The organism is Streptomyces sp. NPDC048196 (assembly GCF_040652715.1).
GTDB classification, from domain to species: domain Bacteria; phylum Actinomycetota; class Actinomycetes; order Streptomycetales; family Streptomycetaceae; genus Streptomyces; species Streptomyces siderophoricus.
Window position 1 is genome coordinate 1 of sequence record NZ_JBEZMM010000004.1, and the last position, 23,084, is coordinate 23,084.

The following is a 23,084-nucleotide window of genomic DNA, read 5'->3' on the forward strand; positions in this document are numbered from 1 at the left end:
CCGTCGCCGATGACCGCGACGACATGGTCCTTCTTCCCGCGCACCTGATTGGCCTTGGCCAGACCGTCCGCCCAGCCCAGCACCGTCGAGGCGTGACTGTTCTCGATGACGTCGTGCGCCGACTCCGCCCGCGAGGGGTAACCCGACAGGCCGCCCTTGGCCCGCAGCTTGGAGAAGTCCTGACGGCCGGTGAGCAGCTTGTGGACGTAGGACTGGTGGCCGGTGTCGAAGAGGACCCGGTCCTTGGGTGAGTCGAAGACCCGGTGCAGGGCGATGGTCAGCTCGACCACACCGAGATTCGGGCCGAGGTGGCCGCCGGTCTTGGAGACCGCGTCGACAAGGAAGGAACGGATCTCCCCCGCCAGCTGCTCCAGCTGCTCCGGGCCCAGTCGGTCCAGATCGCGCGGTCCCCTGATACGGGAAAGCAACGCCACCCCTGCCTCCTTGCTGCTTGCTGCTGCTGCCGTCGATCGATCGAGCTTGCCGATCAGATGAGTCTAATGTCGCGCCCGCCGCGGCGACGCCCGGGCCTTGCGATGTATGTCACTCGGGTGAAAGCCATCTTTCGGCCGCCCCGGAAATGCCTCCAGGAACACGATTCGGCCCCCACCGGGACACGCCCGGTGGGGGCCGACGACCGGCCGTCGGAGGCCGACGGTGTGGTCGGGTGCGCCTGGTGGCGCTGCCGCACACGGATAACGACCCGTGGTTTACGTGCGCCTGGTGGCGCTGCTGCACCTGGCCAACGACCTGCGGTTACGTGCGCCTGATGGCGCTGCCGCACCCGGCCAACGACCTGCGGTTACGTGCGCCTGATGGCGCTGCCGCACCCGGCCAACGACCCGCGGTTTAGGTGCGCCCGGCGGTCTTCTGGGTGCGCCGCGACACCGAGTCGATCACGACCGCGGCCAGCAGCACCGCGCCGGTGATCATGTACTGGATCTCACTGGCCATGCCCAGCAGGTTCAGGCCCTGCTGGATGGACTGGATGACCAGCATGCCCAGCAGCGCGGACCAGATCTTGCCGCGGCCGCCGAAGAGGCTGGTGCCGCCGATGACCGCCGCCGCGATGACGTTCATCAGGGTGTTGCCGGAGCCGAGGTTCTTCGTGGCGCCACCGGAGAGGCTGGCGATGAAGAGACCACCGAAGGCGGCGAGCATCCCGGAGATCGCGAAGACGCTGATCCGGATCTTGTTCACGTTGATACCGGCCCGGCGGGCCGCCTCGGCGTTGCCGCCGACCGCGAAGATCTGCCGTCCGTACGAGGTGCGGCGCACCACGAAGTCGGCGATGACCAGCACGGCCAGGAACAGCACCAGGGCCAGCGGGAGCCCGCGGGCACCGGCCGGCTCGTTGAGGACGTAGGCGACCACGAAGGCGATCAACGCGACCACACCGGTGCGCAGCAGGATCTCGCTGAGCGGCCGGGAGGTCAGCGCGGCGGCCTTGCGGCGCTTGCTGTCCAGCAGCAGCGAACCGGCGTACGCGAGGACCGCGACCAGCGCGAGGCCGTACGCGGCGGCCTTGTCCTCGAAGTAGTAGCCGGTGAGGTTCTCGACCAGGCTGCCGCTCGGCGTGTTGATCGAGCCTTCCTGGCCCATCATCCAGATCTGCAGACCGCTCCAGCCGAGGAATCCGGCCAGGGTGACGACGAACGCCGGTACGCCGATCTTGGCGAAAAAGAAGCCATGGATGACGCCGATGACCACACCGGCCGCGATGGCGATCAGTACCGCGAGCCAGTCGTTGACGCCGTGGGTGACGCTGAGCACCGCCCAGACGGCCGCGCCGACGCCGGCGACCGAGCCGACGGAGAGATCGATCTCACCGAGCAGCAGGACGAAGACGATGCCGACGGCCATGATGCCGAGGCCGGAGGTGTAGACACCGATGTTCGCGAGGCTGTCCGCCGACAGGAAGCTGCTGTTCTTGAGCTGGAAGACGATCGCGATGACGATCAGGCCGATGACGACCGGCAGCGAGCCCAGCTCACCGCCGCGCACCCGGCGCTTGAAGTCGGCGAGGTAGCCGGCCAGGCCCGCTTCCCGGACCAGCAGCCGGGGGTCGACGGCGGCGGGCTGGGGGGCGTCGGCGGCGGTGGCCTCCGCGGTCTCCGCGGTCTCCGCGGTCTCCGCGGCGGCGTCGGCCGGGGACTCCGTCACGGTGTCCGTCGCGGTCTCCGTCACGGTGTCGGCCGCAGTCTCCGACGCCCCGCCCGCCGGCTCCTTGGTGAGGTCGCTCATGCCGACACCTCGCTGCGCTCGGCGCCGCATTCGCGACGCGCGCACCTTTCTACGATTCGCTCGCTGCGCTCGCTCATGCCCCGGCCTCCTTCTTCACCTGGTCCGTGCGCGCCTTGCGGCGGGTCACCGCGTTGTCCGAGGCACCCGTGATGGCGGCGATGATTTCTTCGTGGGAGGTGCCCTCGACGTCGAAGACACCGTTGTTGCGGCCCAGCCGCAGCACCGCGACCCGGTCCGCGACGGCCTGCACATCGGCCATGTTGTGGCTGATGAGGATGACGCCCAGGCCGCGCTCGCGCAGCCGCTCGACCAGGTCGAGGACCTGCGCGGTCTGCTCGACGCCGAGCGCGGCGGTGGGCTCGTCGAGGATGACGATCTTCGGGTCGCCGATCAGCGCACGGGCGATGGCGACGACCTGCCGCTGACCGCCGGAGAGCGCGGCGACCGGGATGCGGACGCTGGGGATGCGGATGGAGAGGGTGTCGAGCAGTTCCTTGGCGCGCTTCTCCATGGCGATCTCGTCGAGGATGCCGACGGTGCGGCTCTCGTTGCCGAGGAAGAGGTTGGCGACGACGTCGAGGTTGTCGCAGAGCGCGAGGTCCTGGTAGACGGTGGCGACGCCGAGCTCCTGGGCGTCGTGCGGCTTGTTGATGCGGACCGCGTCGCCCTCCCACTCGATGGTGCCGTCGTCGACCGGGTGGACGCCCGAGATGGTCTTGACCAGGGTGGACTTGCCGGCGCCGTTGTCGCCCACGAGGGCGACCACCTCACCGGGGTGGATCTCCAGCGTGACGTCCGTGAGTGCCTGGACGGCGCCGAACCGCTTGGAGATTCCGCGCAACGCCAGCACAGGCGTAGCGGACACGTGAATCATCTCCTTCGCCGCCGTCACAACGGCGGGGGGCATGGTGGTGCGAAGAGGGGGCTCTGCGAGCGGTCAGAGGGGTGCTCCGCGAGCCGAGGGGATGCGGGGGAGGGCCCCGCCCGCGGCCGGAACGGGTCGGCGCGGGCCGGGGCCGGAGGCCTTACGCGGTACCGAGGGGGTGGTGCCGCGTGGGTGGTGGGGCGTAGGGGCTGTCGCCGGCTACTTGATGCCGGCCGCCGCGCAGGCCTTCTTGACGTCGCCGGTGCAGATCTGGCTCGCCTTGTAGACCTTGTCCTTGATGATCGTGGAGGCGATGTTGTCCTTGGTCACGATCTGCGCGTCGTAGAGCTTGGCGGGGATGCCCTTGACCGCGCCGCTGAGGCTGTCGACCTTGGTGGGCGCCAGGGAGTCGATCTTCTCGCCCTTGAGCAGCTTGACCGCGATCTCGGCCGTGGAGTCGGCCTGCGGCTTGATCTGCTTGTAGATGGTGAACGCCTGGTCGCCCTTGAGGAGCCGCTGCAGACCCGCGAGCTCGGCGTCCTGGCCGCCGACCGGGACCTTGACGCCCTTCTGCTTGAGCGCGGTGATGATGCCGCCGGCCATGCCGTCGTTGCCGGAGTAGACGCCCTGGATGCCGTCCTTGCCCAGCGAGTCGAGGGCGGCGTTCATCTTCTTGTTGGCCTCGTCCGAGGACCAGTCCGGGATGTCCTGCTCGTACGCGATCTTCTTGACCTGCTTGTCGAGGACGCTGTGTGCGCCCTTCTTGAAGAACGGCATGTTCGGGTCGGTCGGCGAGCCGTTGATCATGACGACATTGCTGTCCTTGGCCTTGTCGCCGAGCGCCTTGACCAGCGCCTGCCCCTGGAGGCGGCCGATCTTCTCGTTGTCGTAGGAGACATAGGCCGAAATTTTGCCCTCGGCCAGACGGTCGTAGGCGATGACCTTGACGCCCTTCTTGGCGGCCTGGTTCACCCACGACTGGGTGGCCTTGTAGTCGACCGGGTCCAGGATGATCACCTTCACACCCTGGGTGATCAGCGCGTCGAACTGCTTCTTCTGGGTCTCGGTCTCCTGCGCCGCGTTGTTGTACTTGACCGTGCAGTCGCTGCACAGTTCCTTGATCTTCGCCTCCATCATCGGACGGTCGAAGGTCTCGTAACGCGTGGTCTTGTTCTCCGGCAGCAGCAGGCCGATGGTCTTGTTGTCGCCACCGCCACCCTTGGCACCGTCTCCGGCCTTGCCGCAGGCGGCCACGGAGAGTGCCATCGAGACGGCGGCGGTGCCTATGACGACGCGGCGCGTCCAAACGTTCATTGGGGTTGCCTCCCTGACGAGGCCGCGTCGTTGCGGCCGAGGTGGGGGAAGTCAACTCGGCCGCTAGCCGACCGTCAAGGAGTAAATCCTTAACGAGATGACAACGGTGCCATGCGTTAGCTGTGTGAACGCAGAGCGCTTATGCCAGCGCGGGAGCGTCCACGTTCTGAGCGCCGTCGAGCAGCGACGAATCGCCCATCTCGCTCAGCACCAGCGCCAGCGCGCCCAGCACCTCGGCGCGACCGCCGAGCGTGCCGGTGACGATGCCCAACTGCCGTGCGGCGCTGGGAATTGCGTACCGGGAGACGGATTCGCGGATCGGCGCGAGCACCAGCTCACCGGCGTCGGCGAGATCGCCGCCGAGCACCACTCGGCTGGGATTGAGCAGATTGCACAGGTTGGCCACGCCGCTTCCGATATGGCGGCCTACGTCCGCGATGACCCGCCGGCAGCCCGGGTCGCCCTCGCGGGCCAGCTGCACCACCCGCGCCATGGTCAGATCGGGTCCGTGGCTCGGCTGCAGCAGCGGCAGGACGTACCGGGCCGCGGTGAAGGTCTCCAGGCAGCCGCGGTTGCCGCACCGGCACACCGGCCCGGACTCGTCCAGCGTGATGTGCCCGATCTCGCCCGCGGTGCCGCCCGGCCCGCGGTAGATCTGTCCGCTGATCACCAGCCCGGCACCGACACCGCTGGCGACCTTGATGTACGCGAGGTCGGCGGCCCCGCGGCCGCCGCCCCAGACCAGCTCGCCCAGCGCACCGAGGTTGGCGTCGTTGTCGACGTAGACGGGGACGCCCAGCCGCCCGGACAGCTCCTGGCGGGGGTTCGTGCCCGTCCAGCCCGGCAGGATCGCGGTCGAGCCCAGCGTCCCGGATTCCACGTCGATCGGTCCGGGCACGCCCAGGCCGACGCCGATGACCTTGTCCGCGCCGATGCCGGTCGCCTCGATCAGCCGGTTGACCAGCACTTCCGCGCGGTCGAAGCCCTCCGCGGCGGAGGCGTCCACATCGATCGGCTCGGCCTCCTCGGCGAGCACCCGGTGCGCCAGGTTGCCGACCGCCACCCGCAGGTGGGAGTGGCCGAAGTCGACGCCCACGACGATGCCCGCGTCACCGGAGAGCGAGACGCTGCGCGCCCGCCGGCCGCCCGCCGACGTGGGGGTGACCTCGACGGTGCCGCCGTCCTTCAGTTCCCGGACGATGTTGGAGACGGTGGCCGCGGACAGCCCCGTGCTCCGGGCGATCTCCGCCTGCGTGAGCGAGCCCGCCATGCGTACGGCGCGTACCACCCGCTCCAGATTGGCCCGGTGCAGCGAGGACTGCGACCCCGGAGTCTCCATCGACTCATCCACTCCCGCCTGGGACGGACGGCGCGACGACCGCCCGCCTTGCCGGACCACAGCAGCGGGGCCCGGCTTGTCTCCAACATGTGAATCTAAGCTGAGCCGCCCGGGCCACCTCCCGTCAAGTCCTCCAGCCACCCCGAAACCAGCACAGCGCACCGGCCTCCCGCCGGCAATCCGGCGGGAGGCACGGTCTGATCAGGCACTACTTGAGCGCGCCGGCGGTCAGCCCGGCCACCACCTGGCGCTGGAAGATGATGTACGCGGCGAGCACCGGGAGCATCGCGATCGTCAGACCCGCGAACAGTCCCGACCAGTCGCCCTTGTATCCCTGGCTCACCGCCAGTGCCACCAGTCCCTGGGTGAGCATCTTCTTGTCCGGGTCACCGACGTTGAGCACCGTCGGCAGCAGGTACTGGTTCCACTGCCCGAGGAAGTTGAAGATCCCGACGCTGATCAGACCGGGTTTGGCCATCGGCAGCATGACCTGGAAGAAGGTGCGGGTGTGCGAGGCGCCGTCGATCAGCGCGGCCTCGGCCACCGAGGTGGGCAACGTCCGGAAGAAGCCGCTCAGGAAGAAGACCGTGAACGGCAGCGAATAGGCGATGTAGACCAGGATCAGGCCGTGGTAACTGTCCAGCAGCGTCATGTTCTTCATGACGAAGAACAACGGCACCAGCGCGAGGATGACCGGGAAGCCCATGCCACCGACGAACAGGAAGTAGAGGAAGCGGTTGCCGGGGAAGTCGAAGCGGGCCAGCACATAGGCCGCCATCGACCCGAGCAGCATCGTGCCGATCAGCGAACCCCCCACCACGATCAGCGAGTTGAGGAAGTACTGGCCCATGTTGGCCTTGTCCCAGGCGCGGGCCCAGTTGTCGAAGTGCAGCACCGAGGGCAGGCTCCAGGGCGAGCCGAAGATCTCGGTGTCGTCCTTGAAGGAGCTGACCACCGCCCAGAGCAGCGGCATGGTCACCAACAGGCCCCAGATGACCAGGACTCCGTGCGAGAAGACGTTGAGGACCCGGCCCTCGCCGCCGCCGTCCCGGCCGGCCGTGCCGTCCGGGCCGCCGCGTCCGGCGCGCGGTCCGGGCACCCGCGAAGTGACCCCGCCGGGCGGCCCCTGCTCCTTGGTGACGCCCGGGAGGTCCGCGGGGTCGGTCTGCGCACTCATCAGAACTCCAGTCGCTCGCGGCGTCCCAGCCGCATGACGATGCCCGAGAAGATCAGGGTCACGATCAGCAGGGAAACGCCGATCGCGGTCGCATAACCGGCCTGACCGTCGCGGAACGTCTTCTGGTACACGTACAGCGGAAGGACCTCGGTCGAATAGTCGGGACCGCCCGGGCCGACGCTCATGATCTGCACGAACGCGAAGGCCGAAACGTCCAGGGCGAGAATGCCCATATAGATCCAGCCGGTCTGCACGGTGTCCCACAGCAGCGGCAGGGTGATCCGGAAGAAGGTGTTGAAGCGGTTCGCGCCGTCCAGCAGCGCGGCCTCGTAGAAGTCCTTCGGAATGGAACTCATACCGGCCGAGAACAGCACGACGTAGAAACCGACGTTGGCCCACACCATGGCGGCCATCACGCACCACAGCGCGAGCTGCGGATCCCCCAGCCAGTCGGGCTGCACACCGTCGAGCCCGATCGCTTTGAAGAACGCGTTCAGGGCGCCGCTCTCCGGGTTGTAGGCGAACTGGAAGAGCAGCGCCACGATCGGGACCGACAGCACCTGCGGGAAGAAGTAGAGGATTTTGTAGGTGCCCGAGCCGCGCACTCCGCCGATGACCGCCTTCTTCCGGCGGCGGCCACCGACGTTGAGCATGAACGCGAAGAACAGCCCGAGCGAGAGCGTCACCACCGGCAGCAGCAGCAACAGCGTGACGCTGTTGCCCACCGCGGCCCAGAACACCTCGTCCTGGAAGAGGCGGGCGTAATTGTCGAACCCGACCACCTTCAGGTCCGGACTCAGTCCGGTCCAGTCCGTGAAGGAGTAGTAGATGGCCTGGAGGAATGGCGAGATCACGAAGATCGCATAAATCGCCAGCGGGAGCACCAAGAACCCCGCGATGAAACGGTACTTACCGTGCTTCATGACTACCGGTCCCGCTCTCTGCCTGCGTTCCCGCCGCCGGTGACGCGTCGGACGACGTATCGGTCAGCGCTTGTACTTCTTCACGCTGGAATCGTCGCGGGTTTCGTCCGCATACTTCTGGATCTTCGCGATGGCCTCGTCGGGCGTCATCCGGCCGGCCATCATCTCGCCCAGCGCGCCGACCCCGATGCGTTCCTTCTGCAGCGCCACGTACCAGTCCTGCAGCCGCGGATTGACGATGTTCTGGCCCGCCTTCTGCAGCGCGGCCTGCGCCGATGCCAGGCCCGGCGGCAGCTTCAGTCCTTCCGTGCCGCCGTTGAGCGAGGTCAGCGAGGACACCTGCTTGATGAAGTTCTGCGCGGACTGCTTGCTGAGCATGATGCGCAGCAATTCCATGCCGCCCTCGGCGTTCCGGGCCTTCCTCGGGACGATGTACGGCTCACCGCCGGACGCCCAGATCGTGCCGTACGGCATCTTGTCGGAGGTGGACAGGCTGGACGGGGCGCCGACCGCGAGGTCGAAGTTGGGGTTCTTCGCGATCTGCTTGGCCGACTCGTTCTCCACCCAGGAGCCGTTGGGAATGAACAGCGCCTTGCCCTCGGCCCAGGCCTTCTGCGACTGGAGGTGGTCCAGGCCGGGCGAGCCCTTCAGCACATAGCCCTTGCGGTACAGCTCGTAATAGGCCTCGAAGGCCGCCTTGACCGCCGGGTCCTTCCAGGCGTTGGGCTCCAGATTGTCGATCTTCTTCAGGACCTCTTCGCCGCCGATCTTCGCGATGAACGGGTAGAGGCTGAAGGGCAGGTAGTACGGGTACTTACCGGGGTAGGTCCAGCCCGCGACGCCCTTCTTCTTGGCCTTCGCGCAGAGCGCGAGCATGTCGTCCCAGGTTTCGGGGTATTCCGCGTCGAGCTTCTGCAGATTGCTCCGGGAGTACCACACCCCGTACACCGTGTAGGCGTAGTAGAGGATCCAGGTCTCCTTGCCGCCGAACTGCCCCATTTCCACGACGCCGGGGCGCAGGGTGTCGCGCACCTTCTTGTTCGGGTCGTCGACGGAGGGGGCGTCCAGGAGCGGAGTGAGGTCGGTCAGCTGGTCCTTGGCCACCAGCGTGCCGAAATCCATCTGCTCGGCGCCGGAGTTGTCGACCAGGTCCGGCGGGTTTCCGCCGTTGAAGCGCGGCTGCAGGGTCGACTGGATCTTCTGAGTGGAGGACAGTTTGACCTTGCCGTCGGCCTTCGGGAAGGCCTTGACGTACAGCGCCTGGGCGTCCTTGGCGTATTTGTCGCCGAATCCGCCGTCGAAGATGACCACGTCGAGACCGGCCGACTCGTTGACCGCCAGCGGGTTCTTCGCCGACTTCTTGCCCTTTTCGACCTTGTCCTCATCGCCGCCACCGCCGCTGGCACAGGCGGACAGCATGCTCATGGCCGGTACCGCGACGATCCCCAGGGCGGCGGCCCGCTTGACCAGATCACGACGATTGAATTCTGAGGTGGATCCCATGCTCAAGTCCTCGCCTTCTTCAGGACTCAGGCGGTGTACCGGAGCCACCCCGGCACCGCGGGTCAGATGAAGCTGAGTTGTACGGGATGTGCACCGGGCCTGCTAGAGAAATGCGGGTCAATCATCCGTTCCCCGCCTTCCCCCCGGATCCACGGCCTTGGTCGTACGGCCGGTCGGACGCCGACAGGTATAGTCCACTTCCAGCCGAAGGGGCAAGATCGAATGCAGGGTTGGCCGGGCATCTTTCCCTAGTTGAGACCTCGCGGACATGCGGCACATCCGCCGCCGGTGGTCCGCCGGAGCACCCCGCGACACGACCGGCACCCCGATCGCAGCGACACCCTTGACACCAAAGTCCCCACGCACGTTACTTATCTCTGTTTATCTTGGCGCCATTCAACTGACAACGATGTCAATCTGGTTGAGAGGGCTCGCGTGCGGATCCGACACCGGCACCGTCAACTGCGGGACATCACCCGCCCGGCCGCCCTCACCGCGGCCGTTCTGCTCGTCCTCACCCTCCCCGGCCCGGCCCAGGCCGCGCCGCCCCACATCCCCCGCACGGACGGGGAGTTCAGCTCTTCCTTCGAACCCGGCCAGCCCCGCCCGGACTGGACCGACACCGCCGAGACCGGCCCCGACGGCAGACCCCGGGCCTCCGGCGTGGGCCCGGAGACCACCCCGGCGGCGCCCGGCATGAGCACCCGTCCCGACACCGGCCCCACCGACTCCCCCACCGCCAAGGCCCACGCCGGCTTCACCGGCGGGCATGCGCTGCGCTACGCCGGCACCCACACCGCCGACGGCCACGGTTACGCGTACAACAAGATCTTCGACGTCGACGTCCCGGTCACGGCGTCCACCTCGCTCTCGTACCTGCTCTTCCCGGAAATGGCCACAACCGATCTGTCCTACCCCGCGACCCATGTCGCGGTCGATCTGGCCTTCACCGACGGCACCTACCTCAGCGACCTGTCCGCGGTCGACCAGCACGGCGCCCCGCTGACCCCGCAGGGCCAGGCCGCGTCCAAGACCCTCTACGTCAACCAGTGGAACCACCGCACCTCGCGGATCGGCGCGGTCGCCGCCGGCAAGACCGTGGACCGGATCCTGGTCGCCTACGACGCGCCCAAGGCCCCCACCGCCGCGCCCGCCTTCCGCGGCTGGGTCGACGACATCACCCTCCGGCCCACCCCGCCGGAGAAACCGCTCGCCCATCTGTCGGACTACGCCGTCACCACCCGCGGCACCCTCTCCAGCGGCAGCTTCTCGCGCGGCAACACCTTTCCGGCCACCGCCGTCCCCAACGGCTTCAACTTCTGGACCCCGGTGACCAACGCGAACTCCGCCGACTGGCTCTACGAGTACGCGCGGAAGAACAACGCCGACAACCTGCCCACCCTCCAGGCGTTCAGCGCCAGTCACGAACCCAGTCCCTGGATGGGCGACCGGCAGACGTTCCAGGTGATGCCGTCCGTCGCGGAGGGCACCCCGGACGCCTCCCGCACCGGCCGTGCGCTGCCGTTCCACCACAGCAACGAGACCGCCCGGCCGCACTACTACGGCGTCACCTTCGACAACGGCCTCAAGACGGAGATCACCCCGACCGACCACGCCGCGCTGATGCGCTTCACCTTCCCCGGCGACCGGGCGAGCCTGATCTTCGACAACGTCAACAACAAGGGCGGGCTGAGCCTGGACACCGACCGCGGTGTGGTCACCGGCTTCTCGGACGTCCGCAGCGGGCTGTCCGTCGGCGCCACCCGGCTCTTCGTCTACGGGGTCTTCGACGCACCGGTGACCGGCGGCGGAAGGCTGGAGGGCGGGGGCGGCAAGGACGTCACCGGCTACCTCCGCTTCCGCCCGGGCGCCGACCGGACCGTGACGATGCGGATCGCCACCTCGCTGGTCAGCGTGGACCAGGCCCGGGCGAACCTGGACCGGGAGATCCCGGCCGGCACCGCCTTCGGCACCGTCGAGCAGCGGGCCCAGGCGCAGTGGGACGCGCTCCTCGGCCGCATCGAGGTCCAGGGCGCCACCCGCGACCAGCTGACCACCCTCTACTCGAACCTCTACCGGCTCTACCTCTACCCCAACTCCGGCTTCGAGCAGGTCGGTTCGCGCAGCCGCTATGCGAGCCCGTTCTCCCCGCAGACCGGCCCGGACACCCCGACCCGCACCGGATCGAAGATCGTCGACGGGCAGATCTACGTCAACAACGGCTTCTGGGACACCTATCGGACCACCTGGCCGGCCTATTCGCTGCTCACCCCGGGACGGGCCGGGAAAATGGTCGACGGTTTCGTCCAGCAGTACAAGGACGGCGGCTGGATCTCGCGGTGGTCCTCGCCCGGATACGCGGACCTGATGACCGGTACGAGTTCCGACGTGGCCTTCGCCGACGCCTATGTCAAGGGCGTGAAGTTCGACGCCGAAGCCGCCTATGCCGCGGCCGTCAAGAACGCCACGGTCGCCCCGCCCGGCTCCGGCGTCGGCCGCAAGGGCATGAGCACCGCGCCCTTCCTCGGCTATACGAGCACCGACACCCGTGAGGGCATGTCCTGGGCGCTGGAGGGCTGTCTCAACGACTTCGGCATCGCCCGTATGGGCCAGGCGCTCTACGAGAAGACCAAGAAGCCCCGCTACAAGGAGGAGTCCGACTATTTCCTGGGCCGCGCCCGGAATTACGTCAAGCTCTTCGACGACCGGATCGGCTTCTTCCAGGGCAAGGACGCCGAGGGCCACTGGCGGCTGCCCCCGGAGAAGTTCGACCCCCGGGTCTGGGGCAACGACTACACCGAGACCAACGCCTGGACCGCCGCCTTCACCGCACCGCAGGACACCCGGGGGCTGGCCAACCTCTACGGCGGCCGCGCCGCGCTGGCGAAGAAACTGGACGCCTACTTCTCCACCCCGGAAACCGCCGCCAAGGAATTCGCCGGCTCCTACGGCGGGGTGATCCACGAAATGACCGAGGCCCGCGACACCCGGATGGGCATGTACGGACACAACAACCAGCCGTCGCACCACATCGCCTATCTCTACGACGCGGCCGGACAGCCCTGGAAGACCCAGGAGAAGGTCCGTCAGGCGCTCTCCCGGCTCTATCTCGGCAGTGAGATCGGCCAGGGATATCCGGGCGACGAGGACAACGGCGAGATGTCCGCGTGGTACGTCTTCAGCGCGCTCGGCTTCTACCCGCTGGTGATGGGACAGGGCGAATACGCGGTGGGATCACCGCTGTTCCCCAAGGCCACGATCCATCTGGAGAACGGCCACGATCTCGTCATCAAGGCCCCGCACAACAACGCCCGCAACGTCTACGTCCAGGACCTCCGGGTCGACGGAAAGCCGTGGAATTCCACCGCGCTGCCGCACCGGCTGCTCGCCCGCGGCGGCACCCTCGAATTCACCATGGGCGACCGGCCGTCCTCCTGGGGCAGCGGCCCGCACGCCGCGCCCACCTCCCTCACCAAGGACGACGAGGTGCCAATGCCGCCGGCGGACACCACCGACCCGTCCGCCGGCCCGCTCTTCGACAACACCTCCGACACGGCGGCCCCGCTCACCGCGGCGCCGATCGACCTGCCCCGGCCGGCCCGGGTCACCTCGTACACGCTCACCTCGGCCGACCGCGGCACCGCCCCGGCCGGCTGGCGGCTGGAGGGCTCCGCGGACGGCACGCACTGGACACCGCTGGACCGCCGCTCCGGCGAATCGTTCGCCTGGGACCGGCAGACCCGGGTCTTCGCGCTCGGCCACCCGGCGGACTACCGGCACTACCGGCTGGTGCCCGACGGCACCGCCGCGCTCGCCGAGGTCGAGCTGCTGGGAGCGCCGGACACCCGGTGACCGGGGGCGGTGACGCCACCGCGCCCACGCGGACGGGCCGCACCCCCTCGGCAGAGGGAGTGCGGCCCGTCGTGGCGCTGTTGCCGGTTGCGGCTGCCGGGGATTACTTCCCGATCAGCGACCGCAGCACGTACTGCATGATGCCGCCGTTGCGGTAGTAGTCGGCCTCACCGGGGGTGTCGATGCGGACGACCGCGTCGAACTCGACGCCCGTGTCGGTGGTGACCTTGACCGTGCGCGGCGTGGTGCCGTCGTTCAGCTCCGTCACGCCGGCGATGGAGAAGGTCTCCTCACCGGTCAGACCGAGCGACTCGGCGGAGCCGCCCTCGGGGAACTGCAGCGGCAGCACGCCCATGCCGATGAGGTTCGAGCGGTGGATGCGCTCGTAGGACTCGGCGATGACGGCCTTGACGCCGAGCAGCGCGGTGCCCTTGGCCGCCCAGTCGCGGGACGAGCCGGAGCCGTACTCCTTGCCGGCCAGGACGACCAGCGGGATGCCCTGGTCGATGTAGTTGCGCGAGGCGTCGTAGATGAACGACACCGGCGCGTCAGCCTGGGTGAAGTCGCGGGTGTAGCCGCCCTCGGTGCCCGGCGCGATCTGGTTGCGCAGGCGGATGTTGGCGAAGGTGCCGCGGATCATGACCTCGTGGTTACCACGGCGGGAGCCGTAGGAGTTGAAGTCGCGACGCTCGACGCCGTGCTCGGTGAGGTACTGGCCGGCCGGGGTGTCGGCCTTGATCGCACCGGCCGGGGAGATGTGGTCGGTGGTGACCGAGTCGCCCAGCTTGGCGAGAACGCGGGCGCCGCTGATGTCCTGGACCGGCGCCGGCTCCATCTGCATGCCCTCGAAGTACGGGGGCTTGCGGACGTAGGTGGACTCGGCGTCCCACTCGAAGGTGTTGCCGGTCGGGACCGGGAGCGCGTTCCACTGGGCGTCGCCCGCGAAGACGTCGCTGTAGGACTTGGAGAACATGTCCTCGCCGATGGCGTTGGCGACGACGTCGTTCACCTCGGACTCGCTCGGCCAGATGTCCTTCAGGTAGACCGGGTTGCCGTCCTGGTCGGTGCCCAGGGCGTCGCGCGTGATGTCGACCTTCATGGAGCCGGCGAGGGCGTAGGCGACGACCAGCGGCGGCGAGGCCAGGTAGTTCATCTTGACGTCGGGGTTGATCCGGCCCTCGAAGTTGCGGTTGCCGGAGAGCACCGAGGTCACGGCCAGGTCGTGGTCGTTGACGGCCTTGGAGACCTCCTCCGGCAGCGGGCCGGAGTTGCCGATGCAGGTGGTGCAGCCGTAGCCGACGAGGTTGAAGCCGACCTTGTCCAGGTACGGCGTCAGACCGGCCTTGTCGAAGTAGTCGGTGACGACCTTCGAGCCCGGGGCGAGGGTGGTCTTGACCCACGGCTTGCGGGTCAGGCCCTTCTCCACGGCCTTCTTGGCGACCAGCGCCGCGGCGACCATGACGTACGGGTTCGAGGTGTTGGTGCAGGAGGTGATGGCCGCGACGGTCACCGCACCGTGGTCGAGGGTGTAGGTCGAGCCGTCGGGGGCGGTGACGGTGCAGGGGTTGGACGGCGCACCGTTGGGGTGGACGGCCGGGGCGTCGGAGGCCGGGAAGGACTCCTGGCCCGCCTCGTCGACCACGTCGACGTAGTTGCGGACGTCCAGCTTGAACTGCTCGGCGGCGTTGGCGAGGACGATGCGGTCCTGCGGGCGCTTCGGGCCGGCGATCGACGGGACGACGGTGGAGAGGTCCAGCTCCAGCTTCTCGGAGAAGTCCGGCTCGGCCTTCGGGTCCAGCCAGAGGCCCTGCTCCTTGGCGTACGCCTCGACCAGGGCGACCTGCTGCTCGGAGCGGCCGGTCAGCTTGAGGTAGTTCAGGGTCTCGTCGTCGATCGGGAAGATCGCGGCGGTGGAGCCGAACTCGGGCGACATGTTGCCGATGGTGGCGCGGTTGGCGAGGGAGGTGGCGGCGACGCCCTCACCGTAGAACTCGACGAACTTGCCGACGACGCCGTGCTTGCGCAGCATCTCGGTGATGGTGAGCACGAGGTCGGTGGCGGTGGTGCCGGGCTTGAGCTCACCGGTCAGCTTGAAGCCGACGACGCGCGGGATGAGCATGGAGACCGGCTGGCCGAGCATCGCGGCCTCGGCCTCGATGCCGCCGACGCCCCAGCCCAGGACGCCCAGGCCGTTGACCATCGTGGTGTGCGAGTCGGTGCCGACCAGGGTGTCGGGGTACGCCTGGCCGCCGCGGACCATGACGGTGCGGGCCAGGTACTCGATGTTGACCTGGTGGACGATGCCGGTGCCGGGCGGGACGACGGCGAACTCGTTGAACGCCTTCTGGCCCCAGCGCAGGAACTGGTAGCGCTCCTTGTTGCGGCCGTACTCCAGCTCCACGTTCTGGCCGAAGGCGTCCTTCGTGCCGAACTTGTCGGCGATGACGGAGTGGTCGATGACCAGCTCGGCCGGGGCCAGCGGGTTGATCTTCGCCGGGTCGCCGCCCAGCTCCTTCACGGCCTCACGCATGGTGGCGAGGTCCACGACACACGGCACACCGGTGAAGTCCTGCATGATCACGCGGGCCGGCGTGAACTGGATCTCCTGGCTGGGCTGGGCCTGCGAGTCCCAGTTGCCGAGCGCCCGGATGTGGTCGGCGGTGATGTTCGCGCCGTCCTCGGTGCGGAGCAGGTTCTCCAGCAGCACCTTCAGGCTGTACGGCAGACGGGCGGAGCCCTCGACCTTGTCCAGCCGGAAGATCTCGTACGAGTCGTCGCCCACCTGCAGCGTGCTGCGGGCGTCGAAGCTGTTCGCCGACACGACAGTCTCCTTCATGCATGAATTCGCGCGTACCACCGCATCCTGCCGTCACAGGCTTTCGCCCCATCCGCTAAGGTGAGCCTAAGTTAGGTTCGCCTTACCAGCGCGGCAGCGGTACGCCTCTCGGCAGATATCTCGATGTCGAGATAACTCTAGTACATCGAGGCGGCGCGGTCATGCCCTGACTTTTGTCCTGCCCCAGGGAACCCCCGACCGTTCTCACCGAAATTCGACCCCGCAGCGCCCCTGCCCGGCCGAACCGCCCCCGGGGCGACGACGCGGGGGCAGACTGCAGTGATGAGCCTTGACGATTCCACCCGGGCGACGCACAGGCCGATACCGCCGAAGCCCGACTTCGCCGACCTGGTGGCAGCCCACGGTGGTGGGCCCGCCGGAGCGGGCGAGGTCAGGTGGCAGCGGCTGATACGGGTCTGGCAGTGGACTCGTGAACGTCACGAGTCCCTCACGCCGGGAAGGCCGTACCCGGGCATCGTCCCCCTCCTGGAGGCCTGCCACGCAGATCCGCGCCTGGGTCGGCTCCATCCTTTCACCAGCCACTTCACCGTGTGCCTCAGCAGCCGCCCCCACTATCCGTACGTTGTTCGGGCGGCCATCACCCCGTTGCCCGACGGACGGTTCCGCGTCCACCGTCCCGGCACTTCCACCGCGCCTTCTTACCGCACCACTGCCGAGGAGGCCGTCGCCCTTGCCGCCGCCCAACTCGCGGACGGGCTCACGCCCCCGGCTGCCGGCGGCGCCGACCTTGACGGGTGACGCGGGGCTCCCCTGACACCCGTCGTTCGTCGACCGGCGCCGGTGCCGCGCACCGCGCCCTGCGGGCGAGCGCCACCGTCACGCGACCCAGCGCGACACTCGCGTTACGTCATGCGACCGTCACATCGTTCCGCTCCGCTCCGTCATCCTCATGACGCACCTCGACGGGGAAGCAGGAGAGCGATGACCGACACCCAGTGGCTGGCGGAGCAGTTCGAGCAGAACCGGAGGCATCTGCGGGCGGTGGCCTACCGGATGCTCGGCTCGCTCAGCGAGGCGGATGACGCCGTGCAGGAGGCCTGGCTGCGCCTGAGCCGGTCCGGCGTGGACGGGGTGGAGAACCTGGGCGGCTGGCTGACCACGATCGTGGGCCGGGTCTGCCTGGACCAGCTGCGGATGCGCAAGGCGCGTCGTGAGGACCCCCTCGACACGCATGTCCCCGAGCCGATCGTGAGCTCCCCGGACCGCGTCGACCCGGAACAGGAAGCGCTGCTGGCCGACTCGGTGGGGCTCGCCCTGCTGGTCGTTCTGGAGACCCTCTCCCCCGCCGAACGGCTGGCGTTCGTGCTCCACGACATGTTCGCGATGCCCTTCGACGAGATCGCGCCGGTCATCGACCGTACGCCGGCCGCCACCCGGCAGCTCGCCAGCCGCGCCCGCCGGCGGGTCCGGGGCACGGCGCCGGCTCCGGACACCGATCTCACCCGCCAGCGGGAGGTGGTCGACGCCTTCCTCGCCGCCTCGCGCGGGGGCGACTTCGACGCGCTGCTCGCGGTGCTCGACCCGGACGTGGTGCTGCGGGCGGACGCCGGTGCCGCGCCCGGCGGCGTCTCGAAGCTGGTCCGCGGGGCCCGGCCGGTCGTCGAACAGGCCCTGCTGTTCTCCCGGTTGGCGCTGTCCGCCCGGCCGGCCCTGGTCAACGGTGCGCCGGGGGTGGTCACGGTGCACAACGGCCGGCTCTTCGCCGTCATGGGCTTCACCTTCGCGCACGGAAGGATCGTCGAGATCAACATCCTGGCCGACCTCGCGCGGCTGCGGCGGCTGGACCTGACCATCCTTGACGAGTACGACGACGATGGTGAGGACGAGGACGCCGAGGTCACCGACTGACGGCGAGGGCGGTCAATTGGCCTCGGAAGGCGGCCACTTGAGGCGTCGCGTGGGCGGCCTCAGCAGTGCGGGACCGTGCCGCCGCGGGCCAGTGCGCGCAGCGCCTGCACCGCGCTCTTGAGCGTGGTGACGGGGACCAGCCGCAGTCCCGCCGGTGCGGGCTGTACCTGTGCGCACTCCTCCTCCGGCACGAGGAAGACGCTCGCCCCGTCGCGCCGCGCCGCCTGTGTCTTGAGCGCCGCGCCACCGACCGCACCCACCGTGCCGTCGGCGTCGATCGTCCCCGTACCGGCGATGGTGCGACCGCCGGTGAGGTCGCCGCCGCTGCCGTCGCCGGCCAGCTTGTCGACGATGCCGAGCGAGAACATCAGCCCGGCGCTGGGCCCGCCCACATCGTCGAGCGTCAGCTTGACCTTCACCTGGTCCGGGTCCTTGTGCAGCAGCCCGAGCGCGGCGGCGACGGCGGACCGCTGGGAGGACTTCATGTCCGCGCGGTTGTGCTGGGCGACCTGCGCATCGGACTTTCCAGAAGGAAAGACGGCATCCTTGGGCATCACCGCACGATCCGGACGGAACCAGGCGTCGACCACCTGGCCCAGGTGGATGTCGACATGCGGCCCGGTCGCCTGGATCGCCACCATCCGCAGCTGACCACGGGTCTTACGCACCGGGGCGCCGCTGACCGCGACGACCTCCCCGCCGCCGTGCTTCCCGAGCACGTCCGTGGTCTGCCCGGGCCGCGCCACCGAGTACGGCAGCGGCGCGAACCCCACCACGGCGAGCAGCGCCACCAGCGGCACGACGCCGAGCGCGATCCCCCGCACACGGGCGCGGGACCGGGAACGGCCGGGAGCCGGGGCCGGCGCAGACGTCCGCGAGGGCGTCGACGTCGGCGTCGGGGCTTCGTCACGGGAGGGGCGAGTGGTCACCGGCCCAATCTAGGTCACGGCAATTGCCCGCTTTCACCGACCCCGGAACGCCGCGCCCGCCCGACCCCGCCACCTCCTCAACCCCGCGCTACCTGAGGCCGGTTGATGCCTCACTCCCGGCCCTTTCCGTACGTCGCGAGGGTCCGGTCGATGGCCGGGCCGAGGAAGGCCCGGGTGAGGTCGGCGCGGTGAAAGTGCCAGGGCGAGGGACCGGGGCGGTCCGGGTCCACGGACGCGAGGGCGGGCCGGGGGCCGTACCGCCGGTTTTCGATGTCGGTGACGACGGCGTCCGGGGCGCCGAGTTCGCCGAGGACGGTCAGCGCCTCGGCCTTGGTGATGAGGGCGCCGTCGCGCAGGGTCACCGTGGCGCGGGCGAGGGTCAGCAGTCCGAGGTCGACCCAGGCGTCCTGGAGCCAGCGCGCCGGGTCGTCCAGGGCGGGTCGCCAGTAACTCCGCAGGTCGTGACGGATGTAGCTGGCGAGCTCGGCATCGGTCACCGGCGGGAGCAGCGCACCGGGGGCCTCACCGGAGAGGACGCGGCCGAACGTGTGGAGTTCGCGCCGGGTGACCGGGGTGACCGGGCGGTGCAGCACCTCCCGATGGGCCCAGGTGAGGTGGCTGCGTCCGGGGTCGGCGGCGGTGTCATCGGCGACCAGGTAGCTGCAGTGCAGATGCCGGGCGAGCGGGTCGTCGGCGTCCAGCGTGCGGTGCAGCGCACCGATGTCCCGTTCGTCTTCCGGGGTGGCGGGACGGTCGAGGACCGCGATCAGGTCGAGGTCGCTGCGGCCCTCCTGGTAGTCCCCGCCGCCCAGCGACCCGTGCGCCCACAGGGCCCGGAGCGGCAGTCGGGTGTGCAGGTCGGTGCGGAAGCGCTGGAGGAGGACGTCGGTGCGCCGGCCCTGGGTGGGTTCCATGGCTGCAGTGTGGCCCGGATGGCGCAGCACGGGGAGGGGCCGCAACGGGCCGGCGGCCGGCTCCACACCGTTCCGCCTGTCCCCTCACCGCCCGTTCAGCCCCACCCGCACCACCCCCACGATCTCCTCGTCCGAGAGCCCCAGTTGGCGGGCCTCGGCGATCAGGCGGGCGGCGGCCTCGCCGAGGCGGGCGCGGGCCGGTGAGCTGGTGCCGGTGACGACCGCGCCGCGGCCGCGGCGGAGTTCGATCAGGCCCTCTTCCTTGAGGCGCTGGTAGCCGCGCAGGACCGTGTGCACGTTCACGCCCAGGGAAGCGGCGAGTTCACGGGCGGCCGGCAGCCGCTCCCCGGTGCTGACGCTGCCGTCGGCGATCGCCCCGCGGACCGCTGCCGCGATCTGGTCGCCGAGCGGGACGGACGAGCCGGGATCGACCCGGAAGAGCACCTCAGCCTCCTTGCTGCGACCGCGCGCGGTCCGCGTACGTGTTGAGCAGGGCAGCGGCCGTGGCCGCGTCGTCGACCGTCACCGCGAACGTCCGGCCGCCGGTGAGCGTCACCACGATCCCGTCACCCGAGCGCAGTATGAGCCCGCTGCCGCCGGGACGGATGCGGTAGCCCCAGCCGCCGTACTCCGCCAGGGCGGCGATCGGCCGGCCGGTGGCCTCCGTGATGCGGTCGAGGGGGACACGGCGGATGCGGAGCCGCGAGGGCAGCAGGGCGGGCGCAACGGTCAGACCGCGACGGTCGACGGTCACCCGCACGGAGGCGAAGGGAAGGACCAGGGCCGCCGCGAGGATCAGGCTCAGGCTCGCCGGCCAGTCGACGAGGACGCCGAGGACCAGCCCGGCGCCGAACAGCACGCCGCCGAGGACGGCCATCAGGGGCGAGCTGATGGTGCGTGACCAGCCGGCGGCCGTGCCGGCCGGGAGGTCGAGCCGGGGCGCCCCGCCGGATTCCGGGTCCGGCGGGCGGGGTGGGGCGCCGGCCAGCAGCCGGCCCAGTACACCGGCGGCCAGGGCGACCACGAGCATCACGGGCAAATGCCACAAGGGCAGCCGTACGGCCGAGGCATCGGCGGCCCCGTCGTTGAGGAGCAGGGTGAGGCAGCCGGGATAGCCGACCCCCGCGGCCGTGGCGTATCCGCCGGCGATCAGCCAAGGGGTGGCGGGGCGGAACGCACGCACCTGGAGGAGGGCACCGAAGACGGCCCCGCTCACCAGGAGGAGCCCCAGAACCACCGTCAGAAAGTCCTGGGCGGTGCCATAGCCGTCGGCCCGGCCGCCGGTGGTCGTGAAGTGGGCCGCGAGCGGTTCGGGCAGCCGGTCGGCGACGACGGCGTACACGAGCACGACGGTCGTGAGCGCCGCGACGAAAGGGAACGCGGCGATCAGGGCCCACCAAGGACCGCTCGACGCCAACCCGGAACGTGCCCGCGCCCCACCCCCTGGCGCCCCCTTCATCCCTTTCGCGTCTTTCACACCCTTCACACTCTTCACACCCTTCACTCGCCAAGAACCCTTTGCGCAGCATTTAGTGCGCTGTGAGGGGTACCCGCCGAATAAGACCCATCGGCGCTACGCCCCACGACATCGCGCACACACCGACGGTGACCCACCCTCAACCGCCCCCCACTTATTCGCATACTAATAGAACAACTCAACCACCATCAATTGCATACCCATCTCATATCTGAGATACGGTCGCCCCATGGCAGACGACTACCTCGTACGCATCGGCAAGCTCATCCGTGACGCCCGGCAACACCGTGGCTGGACGCAGACGCAGCTCGCGGAAGCGCTCGGCACAAGCCAGAGTGCGGTGAATCGCATCGAACGCGGGAATCAGAACATCAGCCTTGAGATGATCGCTCGCATCGGCGAGGCACTGGACAGCGAGATCGTCTCGCTCGGCTATGCCGGCCCGATGCATCTGCGGGTGGTCGGTGGCCGTCGACTGTCCGGCAGCATCGACGTGAAGACGAGCAAGAACGCCTGCGTGGCGCTGCTCTGCGCCACTCTGCTGAACGCCGGACGCACAACTCTGCGCCGGGTGGCCCGCATCGAGGAGGTCTACCGCATCCTCGAAGTGCTCGGCAGCATCGGCGTACGCACCCGCTGGATCAACGACGGCAACGACCTGGAGATCGTGCCGCCCGCGGAACTCGACCTGGACTCCATGGACTTGGAGGCGGCCCGCCGCACCCGCAGCGTCATCATGTTCCTCGGTCCGCTGCTGCACCGCATGGACCGCTTCAAACTGCCGTACGCGGGCGGCTGCGACCTCGGCACCCGGACCGTCACTCCGCACATGGCGGCGCTGCGGCACTTCGGCCTGGAGATCACCGCGACCGACGGCACGTACCTCGGCGAGGTCGACCGCAGCGTCACCCCCAAGCGCGCGATCGTACTGACCGAGCGCGGGGACACCGTCACCGAGAACGCCCTGCTGGCGGCGGCCCGGCACGACGGCGTCACGGTGATCCGCAACGCCTCCTCCAACTACATGGTCCAGGACCTCTGCTTCTTCCTGGAGGAGCTGGGCGTCCGGGTCGACGGCATCGGCACCACCACCCTCACCGTGCACGGCATCGCACACATCGAGCGCGATGTGGACTACGCCCCCTCCGAGGACCCGGTCGAGGCGATGAGCCTGCTGGCCGCCGCGGTCGTCACCGAGTCGGAACTGACCATCCGCCGGGTGCCGGTGGAGTTCCTGGAGATCGAGCTCGCGGTCCTGGAGGAGATGGGCCTGGACCACGAACGCAGCACGGAGTACGCCGCCGACAACGGCCGCACCCGGCTGATCGACCTGACCGTCCGCCCCTCCAAACTCCAGGCCCCGCTGGACAAGATCCACCCGATGCCCTTCCCGGGCCTGAACATCGACAACGTCCCCTTCTTCGCGGCGATCGCGGGCAGCGCCCAGGGCCAGACCCTGATCCACGACTGGGTCTACGACAACCGCGCGATCTACCTCACGGACCTCAACCGCCTCGGCGCCCAGGTCAAACTGCTCGACCCGCACCGCGTCCTGGTCGACGGCCCGACCCGCTGGCGCTCCGCAGAAATGATGTGCCCCCCGGCCCTGCGCCCCGCCGTCGTCGTCCTCCTCGCCATGATGGCCGCCGAGGGCACCTCCGTCCTGCGCAACGTCTATGTCATCAACCGCGGTTACGAGGACCTCGCGGCCCGCCTCAACTCGATCGGGGCGCAGATCGAGATCTTCCGGGACATCTGAACCGCGCCCCCGGCTGCGGCAGTTCGGGCGGGCCCACGCCACCGGCTGTCGTCAGCCGGGGCGTACCGGGAATCCCGGGGTGC

Annotated in this window: 17 protein-coding genes; 4 read left to right on the plus strand and 13 right to left on the minus strand. The window is 69.2% G+C overall.

Annotated features, from left to right (window positions below; all coding sequences use genetic code 11):
• The 8 genes from AB0E02_RS06860 to ngcE form a co-directional block, all read right to left on the minus strand.
• Positions 1–434: 1-deoxy-D-xylulose-5-phosphate synthase N-terminal domain-containing protein (locus AB0E02_RS06860; RefSeq protein WP_362136816.1), on the minus strand; the 434-nt coding region annotated here is incomplete at its 3' end.
• A gap of 415 nt (positions 435–849) precedes the next feature.
• On the minus strand, positions 850–2,244 hold the full coding sequence (locus AB0E02_RS06865) for a sugar ABC transporter permease (protein WP_362136818.1): 1,395 nt from the start codon (positions 2,242–2,244) through the stop codon (positions 850–852).
• A gap of 73 nt (positions 2,245–2,317) precedes the next feature.
• A complete protein-coding gene (locus AB0E02_RS06870) occupies positions 2,318–3,118 on the minus strand; it encodes an ATP-binding cassette domain-containing protein (RefSeq protein ID WP_362136820.1) in 801 nt (266 codons plus the stop codon).
• 210 nt (positions 3,119–3,328) lie between these two features.
• Positions 3,329–4,423, minus strand: coding sequence for a substrate-binding domain-containing protein (locus tag AB0E02_RS06875; protein ID WP_362136822.1), 1,095 nt, complete (start codon positions 4,421–4,423; stop codon positions 3,329–3,331).
• 139 nt (positions 4,424–4,562) lie between these two features.
• On the minus strand, positions 4,563–5,762 hold the full coding sequence (locus tag AB0E02_RS06880) for an ROK family transcriptional regulator (RefSeq protein WP_362136824.1): 1,200 nt from the start codon (positions 5,760–5,762) through the stop codon (positions 4,563–4,565).
• Positions 5,763–5,970: 208 nt separating this feature from the next.
• A complete protein-coding gene (locus AB0E02_RS06885) occupies positions 5,971–6,939 on the minus strand; it encodes a carbohydrate ABC transporter permease (RefSeq protein WP_362136826.1) in 969 nt (322 codons plus the stop codon).
• Positions 6,939–7,862, minus strand: a complete 924-nt coding sequence (locus AB0E02_RS06890; RefSeq protein ID WP_362136828.1) for a sugar ABC transporter permease — start codon at positions 7,860–7,862, stop codon at positions 6,939–6,941. Before AB0E02_RS06890 ends, AB0E02_RS06885 begins: the two co-directional genes overlap by 1 nt.
• A 63-nt stretch (positions 7,863–7,925) precedes the next feature.
• Positions 7,926–9,365 carry an N-acetylglucosamine/diacetylchitobiose ABC transporter substrate-binding protein gene (ngcE, locus tag AB0E02_RS06895; protein ID WP_362136830.1) on the minus strand — a complete coding sequence of 480 codons (1,440 nt, stop codon included), beginning with the start codon at positions 9,363–9,365 and terminating at the stop codon, positions 7,926–7,928.
• Between the two features lie 435 nt (positions 9,366–9,800).
• Between ngcE and AB0E02_RS06900 the strand changes: the two genes are divergently transcribed.
• Positions 9,801–13,217 (plus strand): GH92 family glycosyl hydrolase, encoded by a 3,417-nt coding sequence (locus AB0E02_RS06900; RefSeq protein WP_362136832.1) that lies wholly within the window; start codon positions 9,801–9,803, stop codon positions 13,215–13,217.
• A 103-nt stretch (positions 13,218–13,320) separates the two neighbouring features.
• On the opposite strand, the gene acnA is transcribed toward AB0E02_RS06900, so the two are convergent.
• On the minus strand, positions 13,321–16,038 hold the full coding sequence (acnA, locus tag AB0E02_RS06905) for an aconitate hydratase AcnA (protein ID WP_362136836.1): 2,718 nt from the start codon (positions 16,036–16,038) through the stop codon (positions 13,321–13,323).
• A gap of 297 nt (positions 16,039–16,335) precedes the next feature.
• Here acnA and AB0E02_RS06910 point away from each other — a divergent pair, with 297 nt between their 5' ends.
• Together AB0E02_RS06910 and sigJ are read left to right on the plus strand one after the other, a co-directional pair.
• Complete coding sequence (locus tag AB0E02_RS06910; protein WP_362136838.1) at positions 16,336–16,812, plus strand: DUF6193 family natural product biosynthesis protein; 477 nt, start codon at positions 16,336–16,338, stop codon at positions 16,810–16,812.
• 183 nt (positions 16,813–16,995) lie between these two features.
• Positions 16,996–17,922 carry an RNA polymerase sigma factor SigJ gene (gene sigJ, locus AB0E02_RS06915; protein WP_362136840.1) on the plus strand — a complete coding sequence of 309 codons (927 nt, stop codon included), beginning with the start codon at positions 16,996–16,998 and terminating at the stop codon, positions 17,920–17,922.
• 59 nt (positions 17,923–17,981) lie between these two features.
• On the opposite strand, the gene AB0E02_RS06920 is transcribed toward sigJ, so the two are convergent.
• The 4 genes from AB0E02_RS06920 to AB0E02_RS06935 all read right to left on the minus strand — a co-directional run bounded on the left by AB0E02_RS06920 (position 17,982) and on the right by AB0E02_RS06935 (position 21,107).
• The gene (locus AB0E02_RS06920; RefSeq protein ID WP_362136842.1) at positions 17,982–18,746 is read right to left on the minus strand and encodes a S16 family serine protease; all 765 of its coding nucleotides are present in this window, start codon (positions 18,744–18,746) and stop codon (positions 17,982–17,984) included.
• Positions 18,747–18,961: 215 nt separating this feature from the next.
• A complete protein-coding gene (locus AB0E02_RS06925) occupies positions 18,962–19,765 on the minus strand; it encodes a nucleotidyltransferase (protein ID WP_362136845.1) in 804 nt (267 codons plus the stop codon).
• Between the two features lie 84 nt (positions 19,766–19,849).
• Positions 19,850–20,209: a GntR family transcriptional regulator gene (locus AB0E02_RS06930; protein ID WP_362136848.1), complete on the minus strand. Its 360-nt coding sequence runs from the start codon at positions 20,207–20,209 to the stop codon at positions 19,850–19,852.
• Between the two features lies 1 nt (position 20,210).
• Positions 20,211–21,107 (minus strand): DUF1648 domain-containing protein, encoded by an 897-nt coding sequence (locus AB0E02_RS06935; protein WP_362136850.1) that lies wholly within the window; start codon positions 21,105–21,107, stop codon positions 20,211–20,213.
• Positions 21,108–21,471: 364 nt separating this feature from the next.
• Between AB0E02_RS06935 and AB0E02_RS06940 the strand changes: the two genes are divergently transcribed.
• Complete coding sequence (locus tag AB0E02_RS06940) at positions 21,472–23,001, plus strand: UDP-N-acetylglucosamine 1-carboxyvinyltransferase (protein ID WP_362136853.1); 1,530 nt, start codon at positions 21,472–21,474, stop codon at positions 22,999–23,001.
• Positions 23,002–23,084 lie beyond the last annotated feature (83 nt).